The following is a 21,763-nucleotide window of genomic DNA, read 5'->3' on the forward strand; positions in this document are numbered from 1 at the left end:
TGCTCAGCTGAAGCGGGCCTCGGCCATGCGGTCCGCGGCCAGGCGGGTCGAAATGCCCTCGCGGTCTGCCGTGGCAAAGACCTCAGCCAGCGTCTGCTTGATGGCCAGCACACGGCCTTCCACGCTGTCGGCCGGTTCACGGTAGTACTCGGCGCACACCTTGATGATGCCGCCAGCGTTGATCACATAGTCCGGCGCGTACAGGATGCCCGCCTCACGCAGCTGCTCACCCAGGTCGTCGGTGGCCAGCTGGTTATTGGCCGCCCCCGCCACCACTTGGCAGCGCAGGCGTGGCAGGCTGGACGGATTGATGACCGCACCCAGTGCACACGGTGCAAACACCTCAGCCTCGGCCGCCACAATGTCGTCCACACTGCTGATGCGGGCACCAAATGCCTCTGCGGCCCGTTGGGTACGGCTCGGGTCGATGTCTGCCACAATCAGGCGGGCACCGGCCTCATGCAGCTGACGGGCCAGATCAAAGCCCACATGGCCCAGACCCTGGATGGCCACGGTCAGACCTTGCAGCCGGTCGACGCCCAACTGGTGCTGAACGGCGGCTTCAATGCCGACACGTACGCCGAGCGCGGTAGCCGGGGAAGGATCACCCCGGCCAGGCTCACCTTCGAGTCCGGCCACAAAGCGGGTGCGCTGATGGACGGATTGCATGTCCGCCGGGCTGGTGCCCACGTCTTCGGCCGTGATGTAGCGCCCACCCAGCTGGTCGATGGCCTTGCCGAGCGCGGCAAACAGGGCCGGTGTTTTGGTGGTTTTACTGTCACCGATGATGACCGCCTTGCCACCACCAATGGGCAGGCCCGCCATGGCGTTCTTGTACGTCATGCCGCGCGACAGGCGCAAAGCGTCGGTTGCGGCAGTGACACTGTCGGCATACGGCCACATGCGGCAGCCACCCATGGCCGGGCCGCGCCCGGTATGGTGAATCGCGATGATGGCGCGCAAGCCACTGTCGCGGTCGCTGACGAATACCACCTGCTCGTGTTGATCAAAATCGGGTAATTCAAAGAGGCTCATGCCGACCTCCGCACATTCAGGGCGAAGCGCCGACCGCCGCAGCAAGCGGCTGGGGGGATGCAAAACATGGACAGACTCCGAAACGATCCGTTATCAGGTCAACCGGGCGCGCACAGGCACAGTGCAATCATGCGTCCGGGGCAAGGTGTGGCAACTTGTGGTCACCACAGGCGCATGATAACTGCGATATCCGGGCTTGGGGAATCCGCGCAAACCGCTACTGCAGGTAGCGCATCGGGTCGATCTTCCATTTTGCCGGGTCTTCATGGCTGAGGATGCGGTCTGCTCCGCCTTTACCCATCGGCTTGGACAGGTCGATTTCCTGAACCGGGATGAAGGTGTTGGACTTGATACTGAAGAAGACTTTCACCCGGGGAGCCAGCATATTGCTCTCATGCAGTTCGGTCACCACCCCCACCCGCCCGCTTTCCAGCCGCACCAGGGTGCCTACCGGATAGATGCCAATGGTGCGCATGAAGGCCTGCATCAGCTTGGGATTGAAGTGGAACTTGCTCCACTCCCACATTTTCTTGAGGGCTTCGGCAGGCGGGATGCCCTTGTGGTAGCAGCGGTCGGCGGTAATCGCGTCATAGACATCCACAATGGCGGCCATCTGCGCCAAGGTATGGATCTGGTCGCCCGGCAGTTTGTCCGGGTAGCCGCTACCATCCATCCGCTCATGATGGTGCAGGGTAATGTCGAGCGGGATATCGCCCACACCCTGGGTTTCCAGCAAGATGGCGTGCCCGTCGGATGGATGGCGCTTGATGATCTCGAACTCTTCATCGGTCAACCGGCCTGGCTTGTTCAGCACCTCATCTGGCACTTTCATCTTGCCGGTATCGTGCAGCAGGCCGCCAATGCCGGCCTGGCGGGTGGTTTCGGTATCAATGCCAACTGCCTTGCAGAAGGTGACCATCAAGGTGCAGACGCTGACCGAGTGCAGGAAGGTGTAATCATCCTTGGTCTTGAGGCGCAGCAGACTGGTCAGTGCGCCACCATTGCGCATCAGGGAGGAGGTGATGTCTTCGACCAGGGGCTCGACATTTTCCATATTGATGGCCTTGCCCAGCCGTACATCCTGCATCACCGAGCGGACAATGCGGGTGGCCTGATGGCGGATCTTCTTGGCCCGCTCCATTTCTGCCGCCACGCTGACCTGGATGACTGGAACCGGTTCCTGTGCCGCCTCCAGCATCTCCGCCTGCAGCTGTGCGTTGACCTCCTCCATGGTGGGGGCGTCCGACACATCCAGCCCTTTGTCGGTATCAATGTACAGCTCGTGGATACCGGCATCGCGGATCTTCTGGATCTCGGCTTCGGTTTTCAGCGGGAACTGGTTGCGGACAAAGGGGTGAGACATCCAGTCACAAATCAGATCATGCACATACATGCCGGGCTTGATTTGTTCTACGGTGATTTTCTTCAGCATGGTCAGTTAGTCCGAAACATCGCTGGGGAACCATTCCGCCTGGGCAGGCCCGTGACCGTCGGTGAATCCCGAACGACAGGCAAAAAAGAACGGTAGAGTCTAAAGAGGGAGGGCAGCTGACTCTACCGCCATTTAAACGCACTACCGAGGAGAACCTGAATTCAGCATAGACTACCCGGCATCGGTCTGCCGCATTTTCTGCATCGCCCACTGATTGAAAATTTCCACCCAGCGACGGGAAAACTGGCTGCCACTGCAGGCATTGATTTCGGACACGGCACGCAGCAAAGAGCGGCCATGCTCGCGGTCAGCACGCGGATTGGTCATGGCGTAGTAGGCATCGACCAAGGCAAGCAGCTTGCCCCCTTCGCACAGACGCTCTTCCTTCAGGCCAAAGGGGTAGCCCTTGCCATTGACCCACTCATGGTGTTGCGCCACCATCTCGGCAGCATCCAGCCAGTAAGGCATGCGGTATAACAATTCACTGGCCTGCTGTACATGATTGCGGATGCCGTCGATCTCACTCTCGTCCAGCTTGCCGATCTTTTGCACCATGGCTTCGGGTAGCAAGGCCATGCCGAGGTCATGTACATAAATGGCAATGGCCAGCTGGGTGGGGTCAACCGGGCGCCCCGCCAGTCGGTTCAGCTCCATCGCCAGATTGATTTGCAGGTTGGTGCGGTCGGTCCAGTAGGGGTTCTTTGCATCCAGCGCCAGCGCCAGGCTGCGGAAGAATTCCAGATCCGCTTCCAGGTCCTGTGGAAACAGGTGACGCATCTCTACCGGTGCGGGACGGCTGGGGGCGGGCTTCTCGTAGTGACCGGAAATCAGCGACAGCACCGCTTGCGCGGCCTCATCGACATGAGGCTGCCGGGCCTCGGCCAGCCGATTGAGGCCTGCCTCGATCAGCTCGGGCTGATGACCGGCCAGAGTATGTACATTGGCCAGCTGGATGGCCATTTCGCGCAGCCGGTCCAGTGACAGCAGCAAGGCTTCGGCCACCAGGGCAGTGCAGGAGAAGTGCTGCTCCTTCATGGCCGCCAGCACGTTCTCGATGGCATGGCCAAACTGGGTCAAGGTCTGGCTTTGGCACATGGCAAAGTTACCCTTGATCGAGTGAACCTCGCGGAACACGTCCCGCAGCAGCTCCAGATGCCCCGGATCATGTACCAGCAGGTTCAAGTCTCGCTCAATATGCTCGACCGCCTCCGCCATCAGGTCGATCACCTCCGGCAACAGGGCAAAATTGGTGCGCGAGTAGTCCATGAGAAGCTTCCCGGTCACAGTAAACGGCATTACCATGCACAGCATTTGCGTTATAGACCATGCTGCTGTCCTTGCCCATGCCCAAAGGATCAGCTGCGCCGAGGGAGGTGACATGCTGATTTATCTGCACGGCTTTCAATCCAGTCCGCGTTCGTGGAAAGCGGTGCAGTTGGGTCAGTATCTGGCCGGACAAGCACGCAGCGATTACCGTGTACCCGCTCTGCCCAGCCGCCCGATGGCAGCGGCGGATGCCCTCACCCAGCTGATTGAAGCGCAACAGACACCGCTATGCCTGATTGGCAGCTCGCTGGGTGGTTTCTATAGCCTGTGGCTGGCCGAGCGCTACGGCCTGCCCGCGATCCTGATCAATCCCGGTATTCACGCCGCACGGGACCTGGGCCGGTTTCAGGGCCACAACGTCAACCCGTATACCGGGGAGCATTACACCCTCAACGAGCTGGACCTGGCGGTATGGCAAGCGATGGAAGTGCCGGTAACGCGTCCAGAGCGCTACTGGCTGATGACACAGGAAGGCGATGAAGTGCTGAATTACCGGGAAGGGGTCAGCAAGCTGGCAGGCGCCCGCCAAACGGTTGAGGCGGGCGGTGACCACAGTTTTGTCGGTTTCGAGCGCTTTTTCCCGGAGATCCTCACTTTTGCCGAGCAGTACGCCTGTCTACCCCGCCGGGGATAACCTGAGCACCGATCCAGCAGATCAAATGCCCTTCACGCTGCTGCGTGCCGTCAAGTTGCCGGGCACCTTCTCCAAGCCATGCTGGGGTGTTCTGATGTGAGGCCCAGCGGCTGTGGCTGCCTGCACAAGCAGCATGGCTGGTCTTGTCGCGCATCATGTTGCCCCCTCGGCATGCGGCGGGTCATTCTGACCTCATGCATCACCTGCCCGCAGCGGCAGGCCTCCCCCGTCTTTCATACCTGTTAGCAGGTTGTCGCCGTCGTTGACCGCACGGACTTCGCATGCAGCGTCCCTCTTTAGCGAGGATATTGCACGATCCTGCTCATTTTCAAATCAAAGAGAAACAGGCAATGGCTGAGTAGGATTGTGGCTTAGGCTAAAGGGTATTTATCCGTAGAATGCATCCATCGACTCAGCAAAACCCAACCGCTGATTTTCGAGTCAGGTTGAAGCCAAGCTGATGTAGCGAATGGCGTTTGTGTAATTTTTAATAGTAATTTAAAAGGAATGACATCATGAAAAAGACGATTCTGGCCACTGCTTTACTGACTTTGTTTGCGGGTTCTGCTTTTGCAGGCAGTGATAACGACCACGGTGCCGATCGCTTGCTGAACCAGCAACTGGCTCAAATGCAAGAAGCCGACATGTCCACAGGCAAGCCAGCAGAGCAAGCTGCGCGCCCCGTGGCAAAGCAAAGCCACTTTGACGAGGCTAGCGCACAAAAAGAAAGCCGTAAATAAGCCTAGAGATTTGTTTTTATCGTCACCAAGGTAAATATAAATAGGCAATTTACAAGCAGGATTGTGCCTTCACTCTAATATGGAATGCATTGTAGAGTAGGAGCCTATACCCGATAGCCATAAGGCTTTGCAGGGTTTGAAAAGACGAAATCGTTTTGTGCTTTTTTCACAAGTCGAAATGAAATGAAATATTTTTGATAAAGGAATGACATCATGAAAAAGACCATTTTTGCCGCTTCGATGGTGACGCTGTTTGCGGGTGCTGCTTTTGCAGGCAGTGATAACGACCACGGTGCCGATCGCCTGCTGAATCAGCAACAGGTACAAAGCCAGGTGGTAACGAAAGCCTCGGCTCAGCCCGTTGTGAACACAGCAACCCCGAGCCCGGAGCGCGATCGTAACGACTAAGTGTGATGTGTCTTCCGGTCTGCGATCTGAAAGGAATGACATCATGAAGAAGACGATACTGGCCGCTGCGTTTGTCGCACTGTCAGCCGGAACCGTGTTTGCCGGCAGTGATGGCGACCACGGTGCCGACCGCCCCCTGAATCAGACCCGGTGGCAAAGCATGTTTATGGCGAAGTCGGCCGACAAGCTACTGGCTGAAGATGGCCTGACAGGGGATGGCCACCGTACCGATGGTGTCCCGCCTCGGGGAAGCCTTCAATAAACGGTACAGGCACAGAGGATGACCGTGGTGCAGGGTGCATATAGTGTTTGTCGTCAGTCAGGCCCACGCTGAATGCGCATCTGCATCGGTTGATGCAAATTCAGTGTGTGGCCGGCCTGTTACGGGATCATCCCGGCAGGTTGCCGGGCGGAGCCTGAGTCAGGTTTGGACAATTAGGCAAGCATGCCAGAGTTTTGGGCGGAGGGGCGGTGTGAGGGGCTGTGTATAATTTTATCTCATGCTGATGAGGTTGCCTGTCGTTTGACCTTGCAGCCTCATGTCTACTGCGAGAGAACGGATCATGGCAAGGGAATTGGCGAGTGCGCTGGCGCGGAGTGTGGAGCAGGACGGGATCACGTCGGTATCGATCCCTCGGGTCCGCTTGCTGCGAGCAAGCCAGCCCACACCGCCATGTCATGCGCCACAAGACCCTGTGGTGTGTGTGGTGGCGCAAGGCACCAAGCAGGTGGTGCTGGGGGAGCAGACGTATACCTACGGCCCCGGTCAGTTTTTGATCGTAAGCGCGGACTTGCCGGTATCGGCCAGCGTAACGGAAGCTTCTCCGGATGCGCCTTATCTGGGGATCAGCCTGAGCCTGGACCCGGTGATCCTGAGCGAGCTGATTGATACGGCCCATGTTGCGGCAGAGTTGCGTGAGCCCTTGACACGCGGCATCGAAGTGGCCACGGCGAACCCGGAGCTGCTGGATGCCTTGGTGCGTCTGGTCAATCTGCTTGGCACCGAACGGGCTTCGGATCAACAGGTGCTGGCACCGCTGGCGGAACGGGAAATTCTGTACCGGCTGTTGACGAGTGAGCTGGGTGGGCGCCTGTACCAGATTGCACACGCCGAAAGCAAGCTATCGCAAATCAATAAGGCAATAGGCTGGATCAAGGGGCATTACGACAAGCCGATCCGGGTTGAGGAGGTCGCATCTCAGGTCAATATGAGCGTGTCGTCCTTCCATCACCATTTCCGGACGGTAACGTCGATGAGCCCGCTGCAGTATCAGAAGCAACTGCGCTTGCAAGAGGCGCGCCGATTGATGCTGGTGCAGGCACTGGACGCGGCGGCGGCGGGTTTCATGGTGGGCTATCAAAGTCCATCGCAGTTTTCGCGCGAGTATTCACGGATGTTTGGCATGTCGCCAAAGAAGGACGTGGAGCATGCCCGGCGAATGAACTAAGTGGCGTCAGCGGCCTTGGGCTGAGGGTGGGCTGTTATCCGAGGTTGGGACAAGGCATCGTCGGGTGGGTGTGCTGAGTGAACGACATGAATTAACAGAGGGCACCCTTTCCGGCAAGGGCTAAGCGAATCGCCCATGCTCAGGCATGATTTGGCTTTGGAGGCCGCTTTGGATCGTTCCTCACAACTGGCTGCATTGATTGAGCGGCATACCGGCGTCGACGGGGTGTTCGACACGGCGTTGCCCCGCCTTTCCCTGATTCGCTGCTCCAGGCCACTGGGGCCCATCTATGCCATGAGTCGGCCAATGGTAAGCCTGGTCGCCCAAGGCGCACGGACGACGTGCCTGGGAGATGAGCATTACAACCTGGATAGCCAGCATCATCTGCTTTTTACGGCAGAGCTACCGGTGGTCGGCCATGTGCTGGAAGCCTCACCCGAGCGCCCTTATCTGGGTCTGCAACTGGATATTGACCCCTGTAGCCTGGCCGAGGTATTGGCTAGTGCTTGTCTGCACACCACGCTCAAGTCTCCCCTGGTGTTGGCCATGGCACGAAATGTCAGCTGCCGTTCTTTACAAGAAGCGCTGGTTCGCCTGTTGCAGCTATTGGATCACCCCCGTGATATGGCCGTGCTGGCCCCGCTGATTGAAAAAGAAATCCTCTACTGGGTGGCGATGGCCAGCCCCGGGCAAATGTTGCAGCAGGTGTGCTGCCCAGACAGCAAGCTGTCCCACGTCAACAAAGTGATACAGCAGATCCTGAAGGGGTTTCGTCACCCGCTGAATATGGAGCGCCTCGCACACAAGGCGGGCTTGCCCCCCTCCTGTATGCCGAAATATTTTAAAGCGGTAACGGGGCTGACACCGGTGCAATACCAGAAGCAGCTCCGTTTACGCGAAGCGCGTCGCTTGATCTATTGCCAAGCGCTTGATATGGCGCACGCCAGCAAGCATGTGGGCTACGAATGCGATATGGCGTTCCATCGGGATTACGCCCGATTCTTCGGTGTCCCCCCCATGCGTAACCATGCTGAAGGGCGCCACATGTGGGTTAATACCCTGGGCCAGGCGTAATGCCGGCAGGTGGGGGACGCCACCCGCCGCCTCGGCTATAATCGCTGCTTCGAATGACGGTCTGGCAGTGCGCGCATGAATGTGTTGTATGAAGAAGAGGGCAGCTTCAAGGTTGGCCATGTGCTGAGTGAGGCGGAGGCGTCGCTGCAGGTGGAGAGCAGCAGTGGCAAGCGCAGCAAGATCAAGGCCGCCAATGTGCTGCTGCGCTTCACCAGTCCGCTGGCCAGTTTGCTGCCCGAGGCAGAAGCACTGGGCGAGGGGCTGGAGCTGGATTTCCTGTGGGAAATGGCCCCAACGGAAGAGTTTGCCTTTACCGAATTTGCGGCAGATTACTATGGGCATGTGCCCAGCGCCGTTGAGTCTGCCGCGATGGCCTTGCGGCTGCATGGCGCGCCGATGTACTTCTACCGCAAGGGCAAAGGTCGCTACAAGGCTGCACCGGAAGAGTCGCTGAAGGCGGCGCTGGCCGGGCAGGAGAAGAAGCGCCTGCAGGGTGAGCAGATTGCGCGCATGGTGACGGAGCTGAAAACCGGTCAGTTGCCGGAGAGCTTCCGCCCGCAGCTGGCGGCCTTGCTGTACCGCCCGGACAAGAACACGCTGGAGTTCAAGGCCATCGAGCAGGCGGTGAGCGAAACCGCCCGCTCCCCCTTGCAGTTGCTGATCGACGCCGGTGCGGTGCCCAGCCACCACGACTACCACTTCAACGCCTTCCTGTTCGAATACTTCCCCAAGGGTACCGGCTTCCCGCCGATAGAACTGCCAGCGCTGGATCACGATCTGCCGCGTGCCAGCGTGGCGGCCTTTTCCATCGACGATGCCAGCACCACCGAAATCGACGACGCCTTCTCGGTACAGTTTCGCCCGGATGGCTCGGCGCGGGTGGGTATCCATATTGCGGCACCGGCACTTGGCATTGCGCCAGGCTCGCCGCTGGACCAGATTGCGCTGTCGCGGCTGTCCACCGTCTACATGCCCGGCAACAAGATCACCATGCTGCCGGACGAACTGGTGATGCACTACACCTTGCAGGCGGGCAAAGACTGCCCGGCGCTGTCGTTGTATATCGAGGTGGGGGCAGACCTGACGGTCACACCGGCAGACACCGTGCTGGAATGGGTGCCCATCGTCGATAACCTGCGGCACGATACGCTGGAAGTGCACTTCAATCAGACCGCCTTGCAAGCTGGGGATGACACCCCCTATCCCTACCGTGACGAATTGCTGTTCCTGTGGCGGCTGGCCAACCAGCTGGAGGTAGTACGCGGCAAGGCGGACCCCAACCGGCCCCCGCAGGTGGACTACAACTTCCTGATCGACGGTGAGCAGGTACGGATTACTACCCGCCAGCGCGGCGCCCCGATCGACAAAGTGGTGTCCGAGCTGATGATCCTGGTCAACAGCCACTGGGGCAAGTGGCTGGCTGAGCAGCAGATTCCGGCCATCTACCGGGCGCAAAGTGCAGGCAAGGTGCGGATGACCACCAAGCCGGAGCCGCATGTGGGCCTCGGTGTCGCGCAGTATGCCTGGTCCAGCTCGCCGCTGCGGCGTGCGGTGGACCTGCTCAATCAGCGGCAACTGGTGGCCGCCGTGCGCGGTGAGAAAGCCCCGTACCCCAAGGGGCAGGATCTGTTCGTGCCGATGCGGGACTTTGACGCCACGTACAGTGCCTATCTGCAGCTGCAGGACCGTATGGAAAACTACTGGTGCCTGCGCTATCTGGAGCAGGAGCAGATTCGCGAGCTGGACGCCACGGTGTTGCGCGATGGGAGTACCGTGCGTCTGGTTGGCATTCCGCTGGTGGTGAAGCCGGATGCCATGCCGGAGCTGCCGCCGGGTAGCCGGGTACGGCTGAAGGTGATGGGGGTGGATTACTGGGCGATTCACTGCCACACCCACTTCCTGCGTAGCGTGGATGCCGAAGCGACTGAGCCCGTTATGACGGATGCGTGACAGGGATGGCCCGCTCGCCTAAAATCGGCGCATCTGCAGGAGCCTCCATGTCTGATTCCAAACCGCGCCGACGTTTGCCCCCCGCGCTGATGGTCGAGCTGGCACCCCGCCGGCGGCCCAACCTTGCGCCACTCTGGCTGGCGCTGGGCGTGTCGCTGGTGCTGCACGTCGGGGTAATCACGGTTAAGTTTGTCGGGCTTGATGAGAACAAGCCTCGCCGCAGCAGCATGCTGGAGGTGCTGCTGGTCAACGGCAAGCACGACAAGAAGCCGCTGGATGCCAAGGCGCTGGCGCAAGCCAATCTGGATGGCGGTGGCAATACCGAGCAACAAGCGCGCATCCAGACCCCGCTACCCGCCCAGCAGCAAGACCTTGAGGGCGACAGCCTGCAACAGATGCAGCAGCGGCAAGAGGCGCAGGAGCAGCTGACCCAGCAGATGCTGCAACAGCTGAAACAGTCACCGATCCCGACCCTACCCACCACCCGTGACAAGCCCTTACCGGAGCCCGTGGCGCCCGTCAGCGGTTCTGACGAGGAAACCCGCAAGCGGGCGATGGATCAGCTGGTAGGTGAGATCAATCAAGCCACCAGTCGGGCCCAGACCCGGCCCAAGCGCAAATTCATTACCGCCAGCACCCGCGAATCCATTTCAGCCTTGTACTACATGGGCTGGGCGGGCAAGGTGGAGCGGGTGGCCAACCTCAACTATCCTGAAGGCTTGCAAGGCCAGCTGGTGTTGACGGTGACCATTCTGCCCAATGGCGAGCTGGCCGCTGATAATGGCGAAGAAGAGGGCATCCATATTGATCGCTCTTCCGGCAACAAGCGGCTGGATGCCGCAGCGGTGCGCATCCTGCGCCGCGCGGCCCCGTTTGAACGGCCGGGTGCAAACCTGCTGGGGCGGGACAACCGGGTGGTGATCATCACCACCATGATCTTTACGCCGGGTGGCCGCTTGCAGCAAGCCTTAGCCGTACCGGTTAACCCGACGCCACCCTGAGCGAGTCAACCCGGCTCGCGGCCAAACAACGCCAGCGCGGCTTCGCGTTGCCGGGCATGGTCCACAATCGGCAGCGGGTAATCCTGGCCCAGTCGGACCCCGGCGGCTTGCAGCAAGAGCGGGCTGGCCTGCCAGGGGGCATGAATGCTGGCGGCGTCCAGCCCGGTCAGCTCCGGCAGGTAGCGCCGGATGAAGTGGCCTTGTGGGTCAAACCGCTCACTCTGGGTCACCGGGTTGAAGATGCGGAACCAGGGCTGGGCATCGCAGCCGGTGCTGGCTGCCCATTGCCAGCCGCCATTATTGGCCGCAAGATCAAAGTCCAAAAGCTGTTTGGCGAAGTACTGCTCGCCCTCCCGCCAGTCGATCAGCAGGTCTTTCACCAGAAACGACGCCACCAGCATGCGTAGTCGGTTGTGCATATAGCCGGTCTGGTTCAGCTGCCGCATGGCGGCATCCACCAGCGGGTAACCAGTGCGGCCTTCGCACCAGGCGGCGAAGTGTTCCGCGGAGCCGGGGAAGGCCAAGGTGCGATATTCCGGCTTGAACGCCTCACCCACTACGCGCGGGAAGTGATAGAGCAACTGCTGGTAGAACTCACGCCAGGCCAGCTCTTTCAGCCAGCAAGCGGCGCCTTCATCGTCCTGATGGGCGGCAACGTGGACCAGCTGACGGATCGACACGGTGCCAAAACGCAGGTGGACGGACAGCCGCGACACGCCCTCCAGTGCCGGGAAGTCGCGTTGCTGCTGGTATGGTGGCAGCTGCGGCTGGAAACGCTGCCAGACGGCCTGTGCCGCAGCCTCGCCGGCGGGTAGCTGCCGCTCGGCAGGCGGCGGTACAAAGCCCAGTTTGGCCAGTGACGGCAAGGTTGGGGCCGGGTGCGGTAGCAGTCGCCCTGTCAGTGGCAGCGTGGGCCAAGGCGAGACCGGTTCGGCGTGCAGGCGTGCGCGCCAGGCGCGGTAGTACGGGGTAAACACGGTGTAGGGGCGACCGGCCTGCGTCAAGACCTCACGCCCGGCAAACACCACCTGGTCCTTGTGCAGATGCAAACTGCGGCCGTCCGCTTGCAGGGCTCGGGCTACCGCCTCATCACGCTGCCGTGCAGCGGGCTCGTAATCTTCGGCTGCGTGTACGCTGCTTACCCCCAGCTGGGTGGCCAGTCGTGGAATCTCTTGTACCGGGTCGCCAGTGCAGCACAGCAGGGCACCCCCTTGCTGACGCAGCGCGGTATCCAGCTGCTGCAGGCTGTGCCAGATGAAGGAGACGCGGGCGTCATCCACCGGCAGGCCCTGCAGCAGACCGGTGTCAAACACAAACACAGTATGGACCGGCCCCGGATGCGCCAGCGCATGGTAGAGCGCGGCATGATCATGCAGCCGCAAATCCCGGCGAAACCATACCAGCTGGCTCATGGACGTCCCCCGTTGATCGGCTCAACACTGCCGCGTTGTGTTGTCCTGTGCGATAATCTTGAGATGCAAAGCGTCAATCTGACCCACCATTTTCTGATTGCCATGCCGAATATGCAGGACCCGCATTTCGCTGGCACCCTGGTTTATATCTGCGAGCACACCGATCAAGGCGCGTTGGGCCTGATCGTCAACCGTCCGGTTGAACTGGATGTGCAGTCCCTGTATGAGCAGGTCGACATCGCGTTCGATCGCCCGGATATTGGCCCGCAGACCTGCTATTTCGGCGGCCCGGTACAGATGGACCGGGGGTTTGTGCTACATCGCCCGGTGGGGGAGTGGACCTCCACCATCGCCATGAATGGCAATATGGCGCTGACCACCTCCAAGGACATTCTGCACGCCATCGCCGAAGGCAAGGGACCCGAGCAGTTTATCATCAGTCTGGGCTATGCAGGCTGGGAGGGGGGGCAGCTGGAGCAGGAGCTGGCGCAGAATGCCTGGCTGACTGTGCCCGCCTCACCGGACATCATCTTTGAGCTGGACCCGGAAGCCCGGGTCGAGGCCGCCATGCACTGCCTGGGGGTAGACCGCGTCAGCCTGTCGGATCAGGCGGGTCATGCCTGAGGCGGCACCCATGGTGCTGCTGCCCCGGCCAGACTGGCCGCTGCCGCAACAGGGTTATGCGCTCGGTTTTGACTTTGGCGAGCAGCGGCTGGGGGTCGCCGGTGGCGATCTGGGCCTGGCGCTGGCCACCCCGCTCACCGTGATTGATTCTGCCGTCAATGACACCCGATTTGCCCGGATTGCCGAGCTGATCGCCGAATGGCAGCCGGTGTGGCTGGTGGTCGGGCAACCGGCCTACCCGGACGGGCAAGCCCATCCGGTGGCCGCGTTGGCGCGCAAGTTCGGTCAGCGCCTGTCCGGCCGTTTCAACCTGCCGGTGGCGTGGGTGGACGAATCCTATACCTCCAACATTGCCAGCCAGCTGCTGCACGAACAGCATGCGCGGCCCCGGCGGCAAAAGGGGCGGCTGGACCAACTGGCCGCACAGCAGATCCTGCAAGCCTTCTTTGATCATTACCCCCCAATCGTGCCGCCCTCCGGGTCGGACAAGGAGCCAAACCATGCAGTTTCTGGGTAGCCACCTGCTCTCCACTGAACAACTGACGCTGGGCGACATTGATACCGTCTTCCAGACCGCGCGCCTGCTGGAGCCGGTGGCGCGTGGCGAAAAAGTGACCCGGCTGCTGGAGGGGGCGGTATTGGCCAATCTGTTCTTTGAGCCCTCGACCCGTACCCGCATCAGTTTTGGTTCGGCGTTTTCCCGCCTCGGAGGCCGGGTGCTGGATACCACTGGCTTCGAGTTCTCCAGTTTTGCGAAGGGCGAGTCCATTTACGACACCAGCCGGGTGATTTCCGGTTATGTGGACGTGATGGTGGTGCGCCACCCCCGGCTGGGTGCGGTCAAGGAGTTTGCCGAGGCCAGCGGGGTGCCGGTGATCAATGGCGGCGACGGTCCGGGTGAACACCCGACCCAGGCGCTGCTCGACCTCTACACTCTGCACAAGGAGCTGGGGCGCGAGCTGCACCAGTTCGACGGCATCCGTATCGCGCTGGTGGGCGACCTCAAGTATGGTCGTGCGGTCAAATCCCTGGCACGGCTGCTGTCGCTGTTCAAGGGCATCACCTTCCATCTGGTGGCGCCCGATGAGCTGCAAATGCCGTCCGCGCTGGTGCAGCACCTGCAAGCCTGCGGCCATCAAGTGCTGCAAACCAGTGATCTGGCCACCGGCCTGCATGGTGTCCAGGCGGTATACAGTACCCGCATTCAGGAAGAGCGTTTCCCCAGTCCGGAAGACGCGGATCGCTTCCGTGGCAGCTACAGCATCAACCGTGCGGTGTTCGAGCAGCATTGCCAGCCGGGTACCGTGCTGATGCACCCGTTGCCGCGCGACAACCGTTCTGAGCATTGTGAGCTGAACAATGACCTCAACAGCCACCCGCAGCTGGCCATCTTCCGCCAGACCGACAACGGCATCCCGGTACGGATGGCCCTGTTTGCGCTGGTGATGGGGGTGCAGGACCAGATCACCGCTTCACTGCAAGACCCGCGCTGGGCATTGCGCCGGCGCTGACGCGGAACCTTCACCGCATGGCTTGATCCCATGGGGCGTTGATCGCCCCCTGTTTATGTCACCCGGCAGCCCGGCTGCCACCACTCTGGAATCTGTATGGACCTGCTGCTGATGCTCAAAGCCCTGATCATGGGGCTGGTCGAAGGTATAACCGAATTTCTGCCGATCTCCTCAACCGGCCACCTGATCATTACCGGCGAGCTGCTGGGTTTCCTCAGCAAGGAAAAGCGGGATGTGTTTGAAATCTTCATCCAGCTGGGGGCGATTCTCGCCGTATGCTGGGCCTACCGGCAGAAAATCACCCAGGTGGTCGGTGGCCTGGGCAGCCAGCGTAGTGCACAACAGTTTGCCCTGCGGCTGGTGGTGGCCTTCCTGCCGTTTGCACTGATGGGCAAGCTGTTTGGCGAAGCGGTGAAAGCCAGGCTGTTCACCCCGGTGCCGGTGGCGCTGGCCTTTATTGTTGGTGGCATCATCATTCTGTGGGCAGAGCGTCGCCAGCATAGCGTGCGGGTGCAGGAAGTGGACGACATGAGCTTGGGCGACGCCTTCAAGCTGGGCCTGATTCAGTGTTTTGCGCTGATTCCGGGTACCAGCCGCTCCGGCGCCACCATCGTCGGCGGCCTGTTCCTGGGGTTGTCACGCAAGGCCGCTGCCGAGTTTTCTTTCTTCCTGGCCATTCCCACCCTCACCGTGGCCTCGCTGTACAGCCTGTACAAGCACCGCGCTGGCCTGACCGCAGACGACATGCTGCTGTTTGCCATTGGTTTTGTGGTGGCGTTCATCAGTGCGCTGATTGCGGTGAAAGCCCTGCTGCGCTTCATTGTGCGCCATGATTTCACCGTCTTTGCCTGGTACCGCATCCTGTTTGGTGCGCTGGTGCTGCTGACATACCACTTTGGTTGGGTGCGCTGGGCGGCTTGAGTGACGCCGGGGCTGTCATGGTCGCTGTCAGGTGAACTGTCCTTGACGCTGCGCGTGGTGGCCCCCTAGAGTTTCAGGCTGTCTTTCTTTGTGCTGAATGAGGCCCTATGTCCACCCACGATACCGACCACCTGCATACCCTGATCACCCATAGTGGCCGACCGGACAAAAGCGTCACCGGGGCAGTAAACCCGCATGTGGTGCGGGCCTCCACCATCCAGTTTCCCACCACAGCAGCACTGTACGCGGCCAGCGGGGGGCGTCACGCCTACGGGCGGCATGGCACTGAGTCGGCCCATTCGCTGGAAGCGGCCCTGTGTGCGCTGGAAGGCGCGCAGGGTTGCCTGCTGACCTCGTCCGGCCTGAGTGCCGTCACCACCACCTTGCTGGCTTTGCTGTCGCCCGGCGACCATTTGCTGATGCCGGATTCGGTCTATCAGCCCGCCCGCCATTTCTGCGACACCCTGCTGACTCGCATGGGGATCGAGACAGAATACTATGATCCGTTGATCGGTGCGGACATCGCGCGCCTGCTGCGCCCGACCACCCGCGTGGTCTATGTGGAGACGCCGGGTACCCATACCTTCGAGATGCAGGATGTGCCGGCCATTGCCGCTGCGGCGCATGCTGCAGGTGCGGTGGTAGTGTCCGACAGCACCTGGGCGACGCCGATTGGCTGGCGGCCGTTTGAGCTGGGTGTGGATGTGTCGATCCATGCCGCCACCAAATACATTGTGGGCCACTCCGATGTGATGATGGGCGCCATTCTGTGTACCGAGGCCCTCTACGGCAAGGTATACCAGGCCTACCGCGAGATGGGGCAGGCGGTCAGCCCGGATGATGCTTACCTCGCCTTGCGCGGTGTGCGTACCCTCAGTGCACGGCTGGCGGTGCACCGTGAGAATGCCCGGAAGGTGGCGGACTGGCTGCTGCAGCAACCGGAAGTGGCTACCGTCCTGTACCCACCGCATGAAGCCAGCCCCGGCCATGCGCTGTGGAAGCGCGATTTCCACCCCGACTATGCCTGCGGCCTGATGGGGCTGGTGTTCAAGGACACGGTGCCGATGGATGCGGTCAACCGGCTGGTAGATCAAACGCGTCTGTTTGCCATTGGCTACAGCTGGGGCGGCTACGAGAGCCTGATCCTGCCATCTACCCAGGCCCGTAGTCGTGAGCTGACCGGCCATCGCTGGAACTGCAGCATGGCGCGCCTGCACATTGGTCTGGAGGCGGTTGAGGACCTGCTGGCCGATCTGCAGCAAGGCTTCGCAGCGTTGCGGGCGGCGCTGTAATGGTGGCGGACTGGCGTTGCCAGACGCTGGCGGAACTGAGCAGCCACGATCTGCTGCAGATGTTGATTCTGCGCAGCCGGGTGTTTGTGGTTGAGCAGCAATGCATCTATCTGGACCCGGACGCGCTGGATGGGCTGCCGGAGACGCGGCACCTGTCACTATGGCAGGACGGCACCTTGCTGGCCTGCCTGCGGTTGCTCCCTCCCGGGGCCAGCTACCCGGAACCGAGCCTGGGGCGGGTGGTGGTGGCGCCGGAAGCACGCGGACAGGGCTGGTCCCGCCCCTTGCTGCAGCAGGCGCTGCAAGCGATTGCGCAGTACTGGCCCGGCTGGCCGGTGGTGATCAGTGCACAGTCCTACCTGTTGGGCTTGTACCAGTCGCTGGGGTTTCAGGTCGAAGGTGAGCCCTATCTGGAGGATGGCATTCCGCACCAGCAGATGCGCTTTGTACCCCCTGCTGAAAAAGAATTGGCGTAAAGGCTTGCAATATCCTGTAACTCAGATATAATCTTTTTTCTCTGACGCGGGGTGGAGCAGTCTGGCAGCTCGTCGGGCTCATAACCCGAAGGTCACAGGTTCGAATCCTGTCCCCGCAACCAATTCGACAAAAAGCCCCGGTTCTGCCGGGGTTTTTTGTTTTTGCAGTTTGCCTGATGCATCTGGCCGGGCTCAAATGAAAAGACCCCCAATCTGTCGGGGGTCTTGCTCTGGTGCGGTGAGACCAGGTCACCACATGCCCGCCTCAATGCGCGGGCTCATCTTCCGCCTGCACCACCACTTCCACCTTGACCTCGCCCGCTTTCTGGAAACGCAGTGTCAGCGGCAGCTTGTCGCCCAATTTCAGCGGTTGTTTCAGCCCCATCAGCATCACGTGCAAGCCATGCGGCTTGAAGTGGACCTGCTCATTGGCGGTGATCGGTACGTTGGGCACCTGACGCATGCGCATCACACCGTTGTCGTTAATATGGTTATGCATCTCGACCTGCTCAGCCAGCGCGGGGCTGCTGACCGCCACCAGGGTATCGGCTTCACCACTGTTGCGGATGTCAAAGTAAATGGCGCCCGCCATGCTGCCCGGCACGGTGGGCTTGGCCCAGGGGTGAACAATCAGCAGCTTGCCCGCTGCAAACTGATGGGCGTGGAGCAAGGTGCTGGCTAGCAACAGGCCGCCAGCCAGCAGGGTACGCATGTGCAGCTTCATCCGGGTATCCTCGTGATATGTCCAGGTTAAAGCCGGATTGTCCCACAGATCAGCAGGCGCCAAGCGTGGCAGACTGTCGCAGTGCAGTCACAGCGGTGGTTGCCGCCAGTGATGGCTGCGCTCCGGTCTGTCCGTTTGGGGCTGATGCCATTCTTCGCGTAACGCTTGCACGTCTTCCAGTTGCTGTCTTGTGGCCCGTAGCGCCTGCCACAGGGTTTGCCACAGCCCGCTGGCTGTCGTGGGATGTTGGCACGTATGCATGTGGCGCTCCTGATGTGAAAGGGATGGCAGCATCTTATTCGGATTAGATATCGCAATAAATAATCTTGCATGCAAATTATCTTTGCGTATGAAGCACAAATAATGGATGGCTGCTGACGAGCATGACAAGGCAAGGTAGACTGAAAGCAGTCCTATTCCACCAGCCAGAGAGTCATGCCTACTGGAACCAATTTAAAACAGCAGACCGTGCCGCTCGAGGCGCTGGCAGAGTGGTTGCAGCCGCTGCTGGTGCAGGCTTCGCTGCCGCAAAATCGCCAGCTGTATCGCGCGCTGCGCGAGCTGATCCTGCAGGGGCGGCTGCAGGGTGGACAACGGCTACCCTCCTCGCGCCAACTGGCAACGGCCTTGCAGATTGCGCGGAACACGGTGCTGTATGCGTTTGAGCAATTGCAGGCAGAAGGCTATGTGCTGACCCGGCACGGCGCAGGCAGCTATGTGGCGGAAACCCTGCCGGACCCCAGCCCGCAAGGTGAGGTTACAACGCCGGTGGAAAACGCTGCAGGCGGCCCTTATTTATCGCGTCGGGTGCAGCAGGTATTGGGCGGCATGCAGATGCGGGGTTTCATGCGTGAGCGCACCCCGGCCTTTTGGCCGGGTGTGCCCGAGCTGGCGCAATTTCCGCATTTGCTGTGGCAGCGGATCTGGCAGCGGCAGCAACGGCAGATGCCGCGCGACTGGCTGGGGTACACCCGTGCCGGCGGGCATCAGGGGTTGAAGCAGGTGCTGAGCGATTATCTGCGCCTGACCCGTGCGCTGAATTGCAGCCCGGAGCAGATCCTGATCACCTCCGGCACCCAGCAATCGCTGGATTTGCTGGCACGTGCCTTGGCCGATCCTGGCGATGTGGCGTGGATGGAGGAGCCCGGCTATGGCGGCGCCAGTGCCGCGCTGACCGCAGCGGAGCTTGCCCTGTGCCCGGTGCCGGTGGATAACGAGGGCTTGTGCTGGGAGCGGGGTGACTATCCGGTTCCCCGGCTGATCTATGTGACACCCTCCCACCAGTACCCGCTGGGCTGCGTGATGAGCCTGAGCCGTCGCCGCAGCCTGCTGCAATACGCCGCCCAGCAGCAGAGCTGGATTCTGGAAGACGATTACGACAGCGAGTTCCGTTACGATGGCGCGCCGCTGGCGGCCCTGCAGGGGCTGGACCGGGCGCAGCGGGTCATCTATATGGGCACGCTGAGCAAGGCCTGTTATCCCGGATTGCGGCTGGCGTATCTGGTACTGCCGCCGGTGCTGGTCGAGCCGTTGACCCGCTTGCAGGCCCGGCTGTTGCGCGAGCCGGATTACGTCAAGCAAGCCACGCTGGCGGAGTTTATAGCTGAGGGCCATCTGGCCTCCCACATCCGCCGGATGCGCCAGTTATATGCGGCAAGGCAGCAGTTGCTGCGTGACAGTATCGCCGATGGGCTGGAGGCTGAGGCGGCGCTGCTGGGCGGGCAAGGTGGCTTGCACGTGGTGTGCCCCTTGCCCGTGGGCAGCAAGGAGCGGCCGCTGATGCAGCAGTTACAGCAGCGGCAGGTGCAAACGCCGCCGCTGGGCAGCTTTCATCTGGCGACACCCCAGCAATCCGGCCTGGTGCTGGGCTATGCCGGGGTGCACGAAAACGACATCCGCCGTGCCGGGCGCATCCTGGGCCAGCAATTGCGGGTCTTTACGGCCGACCCGGAACAAAGCTGAAGCGGGCGACTTCAGCGCTGGGCCATTGATACTCATGAAAGCGAACCTGCGATGGTGACCACCATAGCAGGCAAGAGCTGCGGGTGCCGTAGGCTTCCCCTTCAATAAAGCGAGCAGACAATGCCCGCTCCCGTGCCAGCCCAAGCCCGGTATCCGGCAACTGTGCATCGGGGGCAAACTGGCGGTCAGTCAGCAGCGACAGCAGGGCAGCCTCATCCTCGGGCTGTGCCACAGCGCTCAGACCCTGCTGCAGGCCAAGGGTCTTGTACCAAGGCGTATCCAGTCCGGCATTGGAGAGGGCATAAGTGCCTGCACCCCAGGCTTGCAGCTGATCGCTCGGACTGTGGTAAGCCAGCAGCTGCTGGCCGTCAAACAGCAGCAGGTTGAAGCCGTTGTATTGCCGGGCGCGGGGCCGCAGCTGGGCCAGATAATCGGCCGAGGACAGCTGGCCCTGCAGCCAGGCGGTGACCAGCTCGCCGCGTGAGGGGGCTTCAGCACGATAGTCGGCCACATTCCGCACATTGGTCAGCGCGGCCAGACGGCCATCACGCCCCAGCGCCAGCCAGCTGCCCCCGGCTTGCAGGTCACGACCACCCAGCCAGCCCTCCGGCCACCACTGTGCCTCGGCGGTAGGCCGCTGACGAAACTCATCACGGTTGGCCAGCAGGATCAGCGGCCACTGCGGGTGCTGCTGCCAGGCAAGGCCGATCAGGCACATGGCTCAGTAGCGGGCCATGTCGGGGTCGACCTGCGTGGCCCAGGCTTCCACCCCGCCGGTCAGGTTGTGCACCGGGCCCAGCCCGGCATTTTCCAGAAACAGTGCCACTTGATAGCTGCGCATGCCGTGATGGCAAATGGTCACCAGCTCGCCGTCGTTGACTTCGTTCAGGCGGTTGCTGATCTCATGCATGGGCAGGTTTACGCTGCCGGGAATCTGGCACAGGGCAACCTCCCAGGGCTCGCGTACGTCGATCAGCTGCGGTTGCGGGCGGCTGGGGTCTGCCAGCCAGTGCTGCAGTTGTTGTGCGGTCAAGGTGTGCATGTCAGGGCTCCACAAAGCACAACACCCCTTGCGGGGTGTTGAGGGTGACAGGTTATTGTCGAATCAAAAGCTGAAACGCTGCGGCTGGGCTGCGTTCTGCAGCGGTGCGGTCTGGGTATCAAACAGCACGCGGCGGCTCACTGTGCCAGCGCCATCCTTGGACATCACCGAGGCCACCATCACCGGCGCATCGCCAACAATGGCAAATAGGCGGCCACCCGGGTTCAGCTGGCTCAGCAGGCTGTCCGGCAGTACAGGCAGCGAAGCCGTGACGACGATGACATCATACGGTGCACGGCTGTTCCAGCCTTGAGCGGCATCGCCGGTTTCCAGCGTCACATTGCGGATGTCGGCACGGCTCAGGTTGCCACGGGCCAGCTCGGTCAGCTCCGGGTCAATGTCCACACTGTAGACGTGGCGGGCCAGCCGGGCCAGCAGTGCGGTGAGGTAACCACAGCCAGTGCCGATTTCCAGGACCTTGTCAGTGGCGCCGATGTGTAGTTCCTGCAACAGGCGGGCTTCCATCTTCGGCGGCAGGGTGGTGACGCCCTGTTTGATGGGCGTTTCCATGTCCACAAACGCCAGATCACGCCAGTTGGCCGGGATGAAGTTTTCGCGTTTCACCTCAAACAGCAGGTTCAGTACTGTTTCATCCAGCACCTCCCACGGGCGAATCTGCTGTTCCACCATGTTGAATCGTGCTTGTGCCCAATCCATGCTGCTGTACCCCACCGTTGATCCGACAATCTGC

24 protein-coding genes and 1 tRNA gene are annotated in these 21,763 nt (G+C 61.2%); 16 read left to right on the forward strand and 9 right to left on the reverse strand.

Going from position 1 to position 21,763, the window contains the following annotated elements:
* Window positions 1-3 precede the first annotated feature (3 nt).
* From HF682_RS15725 to HF682_RS15735, 3 genes are all read right to left on the reverse strand, one after another.
* Window positions 4-1,035 (reverse strand): Glu/Leu/Phe/Val dehydrogenase dimerization domain-containing protein, encoded by a 1,032-nt coding sequence (locus HF682_RS15725; protein WP_168878283.1) that lies wholly within the window; start codon window positions 1,033-1,035, stop codon window positions 4-6.
* A 217-nt stretch (window positions 1,036-1,252) separates the two neighbouring features.
* Entirely contained in the window at window positions 1,253-2,467 is a 1,215-nt protein-coding gene (locus HF682_RS15730) for an HD-GYP domain-containing protein (protein WP_168878284.1), read from the reverse strand.
* Window positions 2,468-2,638: 171 nt separating this feature from the next.
* Window positions 2,639-3,733 (reverse strand): HD domain-containing phosphohydrolase, encoded by a 1,095-nt coding sequence (locus tag HF682_RS15735; protein WP_168878285.1) that lies wholly within the window; start codon window positions 3,731-3,733, stop codon window positions 2,639-2,641.
* Window positions 3,734-3,845: 112 nt separating this feature from the next.
* On the opposite strand from HF682_RS15735, the gene HF682_RS15740 reads away from it, so the two are divergent.
* The 8 genes from HF682_RS15740 (at window position 3,846) to HF682_RS15775 (ending at window position 11,048) form a co-directional block, all read left to right on the forward strand.
* Window positions 3,846-4,427 carry a YqiA/YcfP family alpha/beta fold hydrolase gene (locus tag HF682_RS15740; protein ID WP_168878286.1) on the forward strand — a complete coding sequence of 194 codons (582 nt, stop codon included), beginning with the start codon at window positions 3,846-3,848 and terminating at the stop codon, window positions 4,425-4,427.
* Window positions 4,428-4,942: 515 nt separating this feature from the next.
* Complete coding sequence (locus tag HF682_RS15745) at window positions 4,943-5,167, forward strand: hypothetical protein (RefSeq protein ID WP_168878287.1); 225 nt, start codon at window positions 4,943-4,945, stop codon at window positions 5,165-5,167.
* Between the two features lie 213 nt (window positions 5,168-5,380).
* Window positions 5,381-5,575 carry a hypothetical protein gene (locus tag HF682_RS15750; RefSeq protein ID WP_168878288.1) on the forward strand — a complete coding sequence of 65 codons (195 nt, stop codon included), beginning with the start codon at window positions 5,381-5,383 and terminating at the stop codon, window positions 5,573-5,575.
* A 43-nt stretch (window positions 5,576-5,618) separates the two neighbouring features.
* On the forward strand, window positions 5,619-5,837 hold the full coding sequence (locus HF682_RS15755; protein WP_168878289.1) for a hypothetical protein: 219 nt from the start codon (window positions 5,619-5,621) through the stop codon (window positions 5,835-5,837).
* 301 nt (window positions 5,838-6,138) lie between these two features.
* Window positions 6,139-7,023 carry an AraC family transcriptional regulator gene (locus HF682_RS15760; protein ID WP_168878290.1) on the forward strand — a complete coding sequence of 295 codons (885 nt, stop codon included), beginning with the start codon at window positions 6,139-6,141 and terminating at the stop codon, window positions 7,021-7,023.
* Window positions 7,024-7,191: 168 nt separating this feature from the next.
* Window positions 7,192-8,097: an AraC family transcriptional regulator gene (locus HF682_RS15765; RefSeq protein ID WP_168878291.1), complete on the forward strand. Its 906-nt coding sequence runs from the start codon at window positions 7,192-7,194 to the stop codon at window positions 8,095-8,097.
* Window positions 8,098-8,172: 75 nt separating this feature from the next.
* Window positions 8,173-10,047 (forward strand): RNB domain-containing ribonuclease, encoded by a 1,875-nt coding sequence (locus HF682_RS15770; protein WP_168878292.1) that lies wholly within the window; start codon window positions 8,173-8,175, stop codon window positions 10,045-10,047.
* Window positions 10,048-10,094: 47 nt separating this feature from the next.
* On the forward strand, window positions 10,095-11,048 hold the full coding sequence (locus tag HF682_RS15775; RefSeq protein ID WP_168878293.1) for a cell envelope integrity TolA family protein: 954 nt from the start codon (window positions 10,095-10,097) through the stop codon (window positions 11,046-11,048).
* A gap of 5 nt (window positions 11,049-11,053) precedes the next feature.
* Here the strand turns inward: HF682_RS15775 and HF682_RS15780 are convergent, their stop codons facing one another.
* Entirely contained in the window at window positions 11,054-12,460 is a 1,407-nt protein-coding gene (locus HF682_RS15780) for a cryptochrome/photolyase family protein (RefSeq protein WP_168878294.1), read from the reverse strand.
* Between the two features lie 63 nt (window positions 12,461-12,523).
* Here HF682_RS15780 and HF682_RS15785 point away from each other — a divergent pair, with 63 nt between their 5' ends.
* The 7 genes from HF682_RS15785 to HF682_RS15815 all read left to right on the forward strand — a co-directional run bounded on the left by HF682_RS15785 (window position 12,524) and on the right by HF682_RS15815 (window position 17,406).
* Window positions 12,524-13,084 carry a YqgE/AlgH family protein gene (locus tag HF682_RS15785; protein ID WP_168878295.1) on the forward strand — a complete coding sequence of 187 codons (561 nt, stop codon included), beginning with the start codon at window positions 12,524-12,526 and terminating at the stop codon, window positions 13,082-13,084.
* A 10-nt stretch (window positions 13,085-13,094) separates the two neighbouring features.
* Window positions 13,095-13,601 (forward strand): Holliday junction resolvase RuvX, encoded by a 507-nt coding sequence (ruvX, locus tag HF682_RS15790; RefSeq protein ID WP_168878296.1) that lies wholly within the window; start codon window positions 13,095-13,097, stop codon window positions 13,599-13,601.
* Entirely contained in the window at window positions 13,585-14,595 is a 1,011-nt protein-coding gene (gene pyrB, locus HF682_RS15795; RefSeq protein ID WP_168878297.1) for an aspartate carbamoyltransferase, read from the forward strand. The genes ruvX and pyrB overlap by 17 nt, the downstream gene beginning before the upstream one ends.
* A gap of 96 nt (window positions 14,596-14,691) precedes the next feature.
* Window positions 14,692-15,516, forward strand: a complete 825-nt coding sequence (locus tag HF682_RS15800) for an undecaprenyl-diphosphate phosphatase (RefSeq protein ID WP_168878298.1) — start codon at window positions 14,692-14,694, stop codon at window positions 15,514-15,516.
* A gap of 107 nt (window positions 15,517-15,623) precedes the next feature.
* On the forward strand, window positions 15,624-16,808 hold the full coding sequence (gene metC / locus HF682_RS15805) for a cystathionine beta-lyase (RefSeq protein ID WP_168878299.1): 1,185 nt from the start codon (window positions 15,624-15,626) through the stop codon (window positions 16,806-16,808).
* Window positions 16,808-17,284, forward strand: a complete 477-nt coding sequence (locus HF682_RS15810) for a GNAT family N-acetyltransferase (RefSeq protein ID WP_168878300.1) — start codon at window positions 16,808-16,810, stop codon at window positions 17,282-17,284. Before metC ends, HF682_RS15810 begins: the two co-directional genes overlap by 1 nt.
* A gap of 45 nt (window positions 17,285-17,329) precedes the next feature.
* Window positions 17,330-17,406 (forward strand) — tRNA-Met (locus HF682_RS15815).
* A gap of 143 nt (window positions 17,407-17,549) precedes the next feature.
* On the opposite strand, the gene HF682_RS15820 is transcribed toward HF682_RS15815, so the two are convergent.
* Window positions 17,550-18,008 (reverse strand): copper chaperone PCu(A)C, encoded by a 459-nt coding sequence (locus tag HF682_RS15820; protein ID WP_168878301.1) that lies wholly within the window; start codon window positions 18,006-18,008, stop codon window positions 17,550-17,552.
* A gap of 87 nt (window positions 18,009-18,095) precedes the next feature.
* Complete coding sequence (locus tag HF682_RS15825) at window positions 18,096-18,269, reverse strand: hypothetical protein (RefSeq protein ID WP_168878302.1); 174 nt, start codon at window positions 18,267-18,269, stop codon at window positions 18,096-18,098.
* Window positions 18,270-18,443: 174 nt separating this feature from the next.
* Here HF682_RS15825 and pdxR point away from each other — a divergent pair, with 174 nt between their 5' ends.
* Entirely contained in the window at window positions 18,444-19,970 is a 1,527-nt protein-coding gene (pdxR, locus tag HF682_RS15830) for a MocR-like pyridoxine biosynthesis transcription factor PdxR (RefSeq protein WP_205882127.1), read from the forward strand.
* Here the strand turns inward: pdxR and HF682_RS15835 are convergent.
* The 3 genes from HF682_RS15835 to HF682_RS15845 form a co-directional block, all read right to left on the reverse strand.
* Entirely contained in the window at window positions 19,945-20,688 is a 744-nt protein-coding gene (locus HF682_RS15835) for an NRDE family protein (protein WP_168878303.1), read from the reverse strand. The genes pdxR and HF682_RS15835 overlap by 26 nt on opposite strands.
* 3 nt (window positions 20,689-20,691) lie before the next feature.
* On the reverse strand, window positions 20,692-21,012 hold the full coding sequence (locus HF682_RS15840; protein ID WP_168878304.1) for a rhodanese-like domain-containing protein: 321 nt from the start codon (window positions 21,010-21,012) through the stop codon (window positions 20,692-20,694).
* A 63-nt stretch (window positions 21,013-21,075) separates the two neighbouring features.
* Complete coding sequence (locus HF682_RS15845) at window positions 21,076-21,729, reverse strand: protein-L-isoaspartate O-methyltransferase family protein (RefSeq protein ID WP_168878305.1); 654 nt, start codon at window positions 21,727-21,729, stop codon at window positions 21,076-21,078.
* Between the last annotated feature and the right edge of the window lie 34 nt (window positions 21,730-21,763).

Source organism: Leeia aquatica, from assembly GCF_012641365.1.
GTDB lineage: Bacteria > Pseudomonadota > Gammaproteobacteria > Burkholderiales > Leeiaceae > Leeia > Leeia aquatica.

Coding starts and splice junctions, on each gene's coding strand:
- HF682_RS15725 (WP_168878283.1), bottom strand. CDS start 1,035: ATGAGCCTCTTTGAATTACCCGATTTTGATCAACACGAGCAGGTGGTA.
- HF682_RS15730 (WP_168878284.1), bottom strand. CDS start 2,467: ATGCTGAAGAAAATCACCGTAGAACAAATCAAGCCCGGCATGTATGTG.
- HF682_RS15735 (WP_168878285.1), bottom strand. CDS start 3,733: ATGGACTACTCGCGCACCAATTTTGCCCTGTTGCCGGAGGTGATCGAC.
- HF682_RS15740 (WP_168878286.1), top strand. CDS start 3,846: ATGCTGATTTATCTGCACGGCTTTCAATCCAGTCCGCGTTCGTGGAAA.
- HF682_RS15745 (WP_168878287.1), top strand. CDS start 4,943: ATGAAAAAGACGATTCTGGCCACTGCTTTACTGACTTTGTTTGCGGGT.
- HF682_RS15750 (WP_168878288.1), top strand. CDS start 5,381: ATGAAAAAGACCATTTTTGCCGCTTCGATGGTGACGCTGTTTGCGGGT.
- HF682_RS15755 (WP_168878289.1), top strand. CDS start 5,619: ATGAAGAAGACGATACTGGCCGCTGCGTTTGTCGCACTGTCAGCCGGA.
- HF682_RS15760 (WP_168878290.1), top strand. CDS start 6,139: ATGGCAAGGGAATTGGCGAGTGCGCTGGCGCGGAGTGTGGAGCAGGAC.
- HF682_RS15770 (WP_168878292.1), top strand. CDS start 8,173: ATGAATGTGTTGTATGAAGAAGAGGGCAGCTTCAAGGTTGGCCATGTG.
- HF682_RS15775 (WP_168878293.1), top strand. CDS start 10,095: ATGTCTGATTCCAAACCGCGCCGACGTTTGCCCCCCGCGCTGATGGTC.
- HF682_RS15780 (WP_168878294.1), bottom strand. CDS start 12,460: ATGAGCCAGCTGGTATGGTTTCGCCGGGATTTGCGGCTGCATGATCAT.
- HF682_RS15785 (WP_168878295.1), top strand. CDS start 12,524: ATGCAAAGCGTCAATCTGACCCACCATTTTCTGATTGCCATGCCGAAT.
- ruvX (WP_168878296.1), top strand. CDS start 13,095: ATGGTGCTGCTGCCCCGGCCAGACTGGCCGCTGCCGCAACAGGGTTAT.
- pyrB (WP_168878297.1), top strand. CDS start 13,585: ATGCAGTTTCTGGGTAGCCACCTGCTCTCCACTGAACAACTGACGCTG.
- HF682_RS15800 (WP_168878298.1), top strand. CDS start 14,692: ATGGACCTGCTGCTGATGCTCAAAGCCCTGATCATGGGGCTGGTCGAA.
- metC (WP_168878299.1), top strand. CDS start 15,624: ATGTCCACCCACGATACCGACCACCTGCATACCCTGATCACCCATAGT.
- HF682_RS15810 (WP_168878300.1), top strand. CDS start 16,808: ATGGTGGCGGACTGGCGTTGCCAGACGCTGGCGGAACTGAGCAGCCAC.
- HF682_RS15820 (WP_168878301.1), bottom strand. CDS start 18,008: ATGAAGCTGCACATGCGTACCCTGCTGGCTGGCGGCCTGTTGCTAGCC.
- HF682_RS15825 (WP_168878302.1), bottom strand. CDS start 18,269: ATGCATACGTGCCAACATCCCACGACAGCCAGCGGGCTGTGGCAAACC.
- pdxR (WP_205882127.1), top strand. CDS start 18,444: ATGCCTACTGGAACCAATTTAAAACAGCAGACCGTGCCGCTCGAGGCG.
- HF682_RS15835 (WP_168878303.1), bottom strand. CDS start 20,688: ATGTGCCTGATCGGCCTTGCCTGGCAGCAGCACCCGCAGTGGCCGCTG.
- HF682_RS15840 (WP_168878304.1), bottom strand. CDS start 21,012: ATGCACACCTTGACCGCACAACAACTGCAGCACTGGCTGGCAGACCCC.
- HF682_RS15845 (WP_168878305.1), bottom strand. CDS start 21,729: ATGGATTGGGCACAAGCACGATTCAACATGGTGGAACAGCAGATTCGC.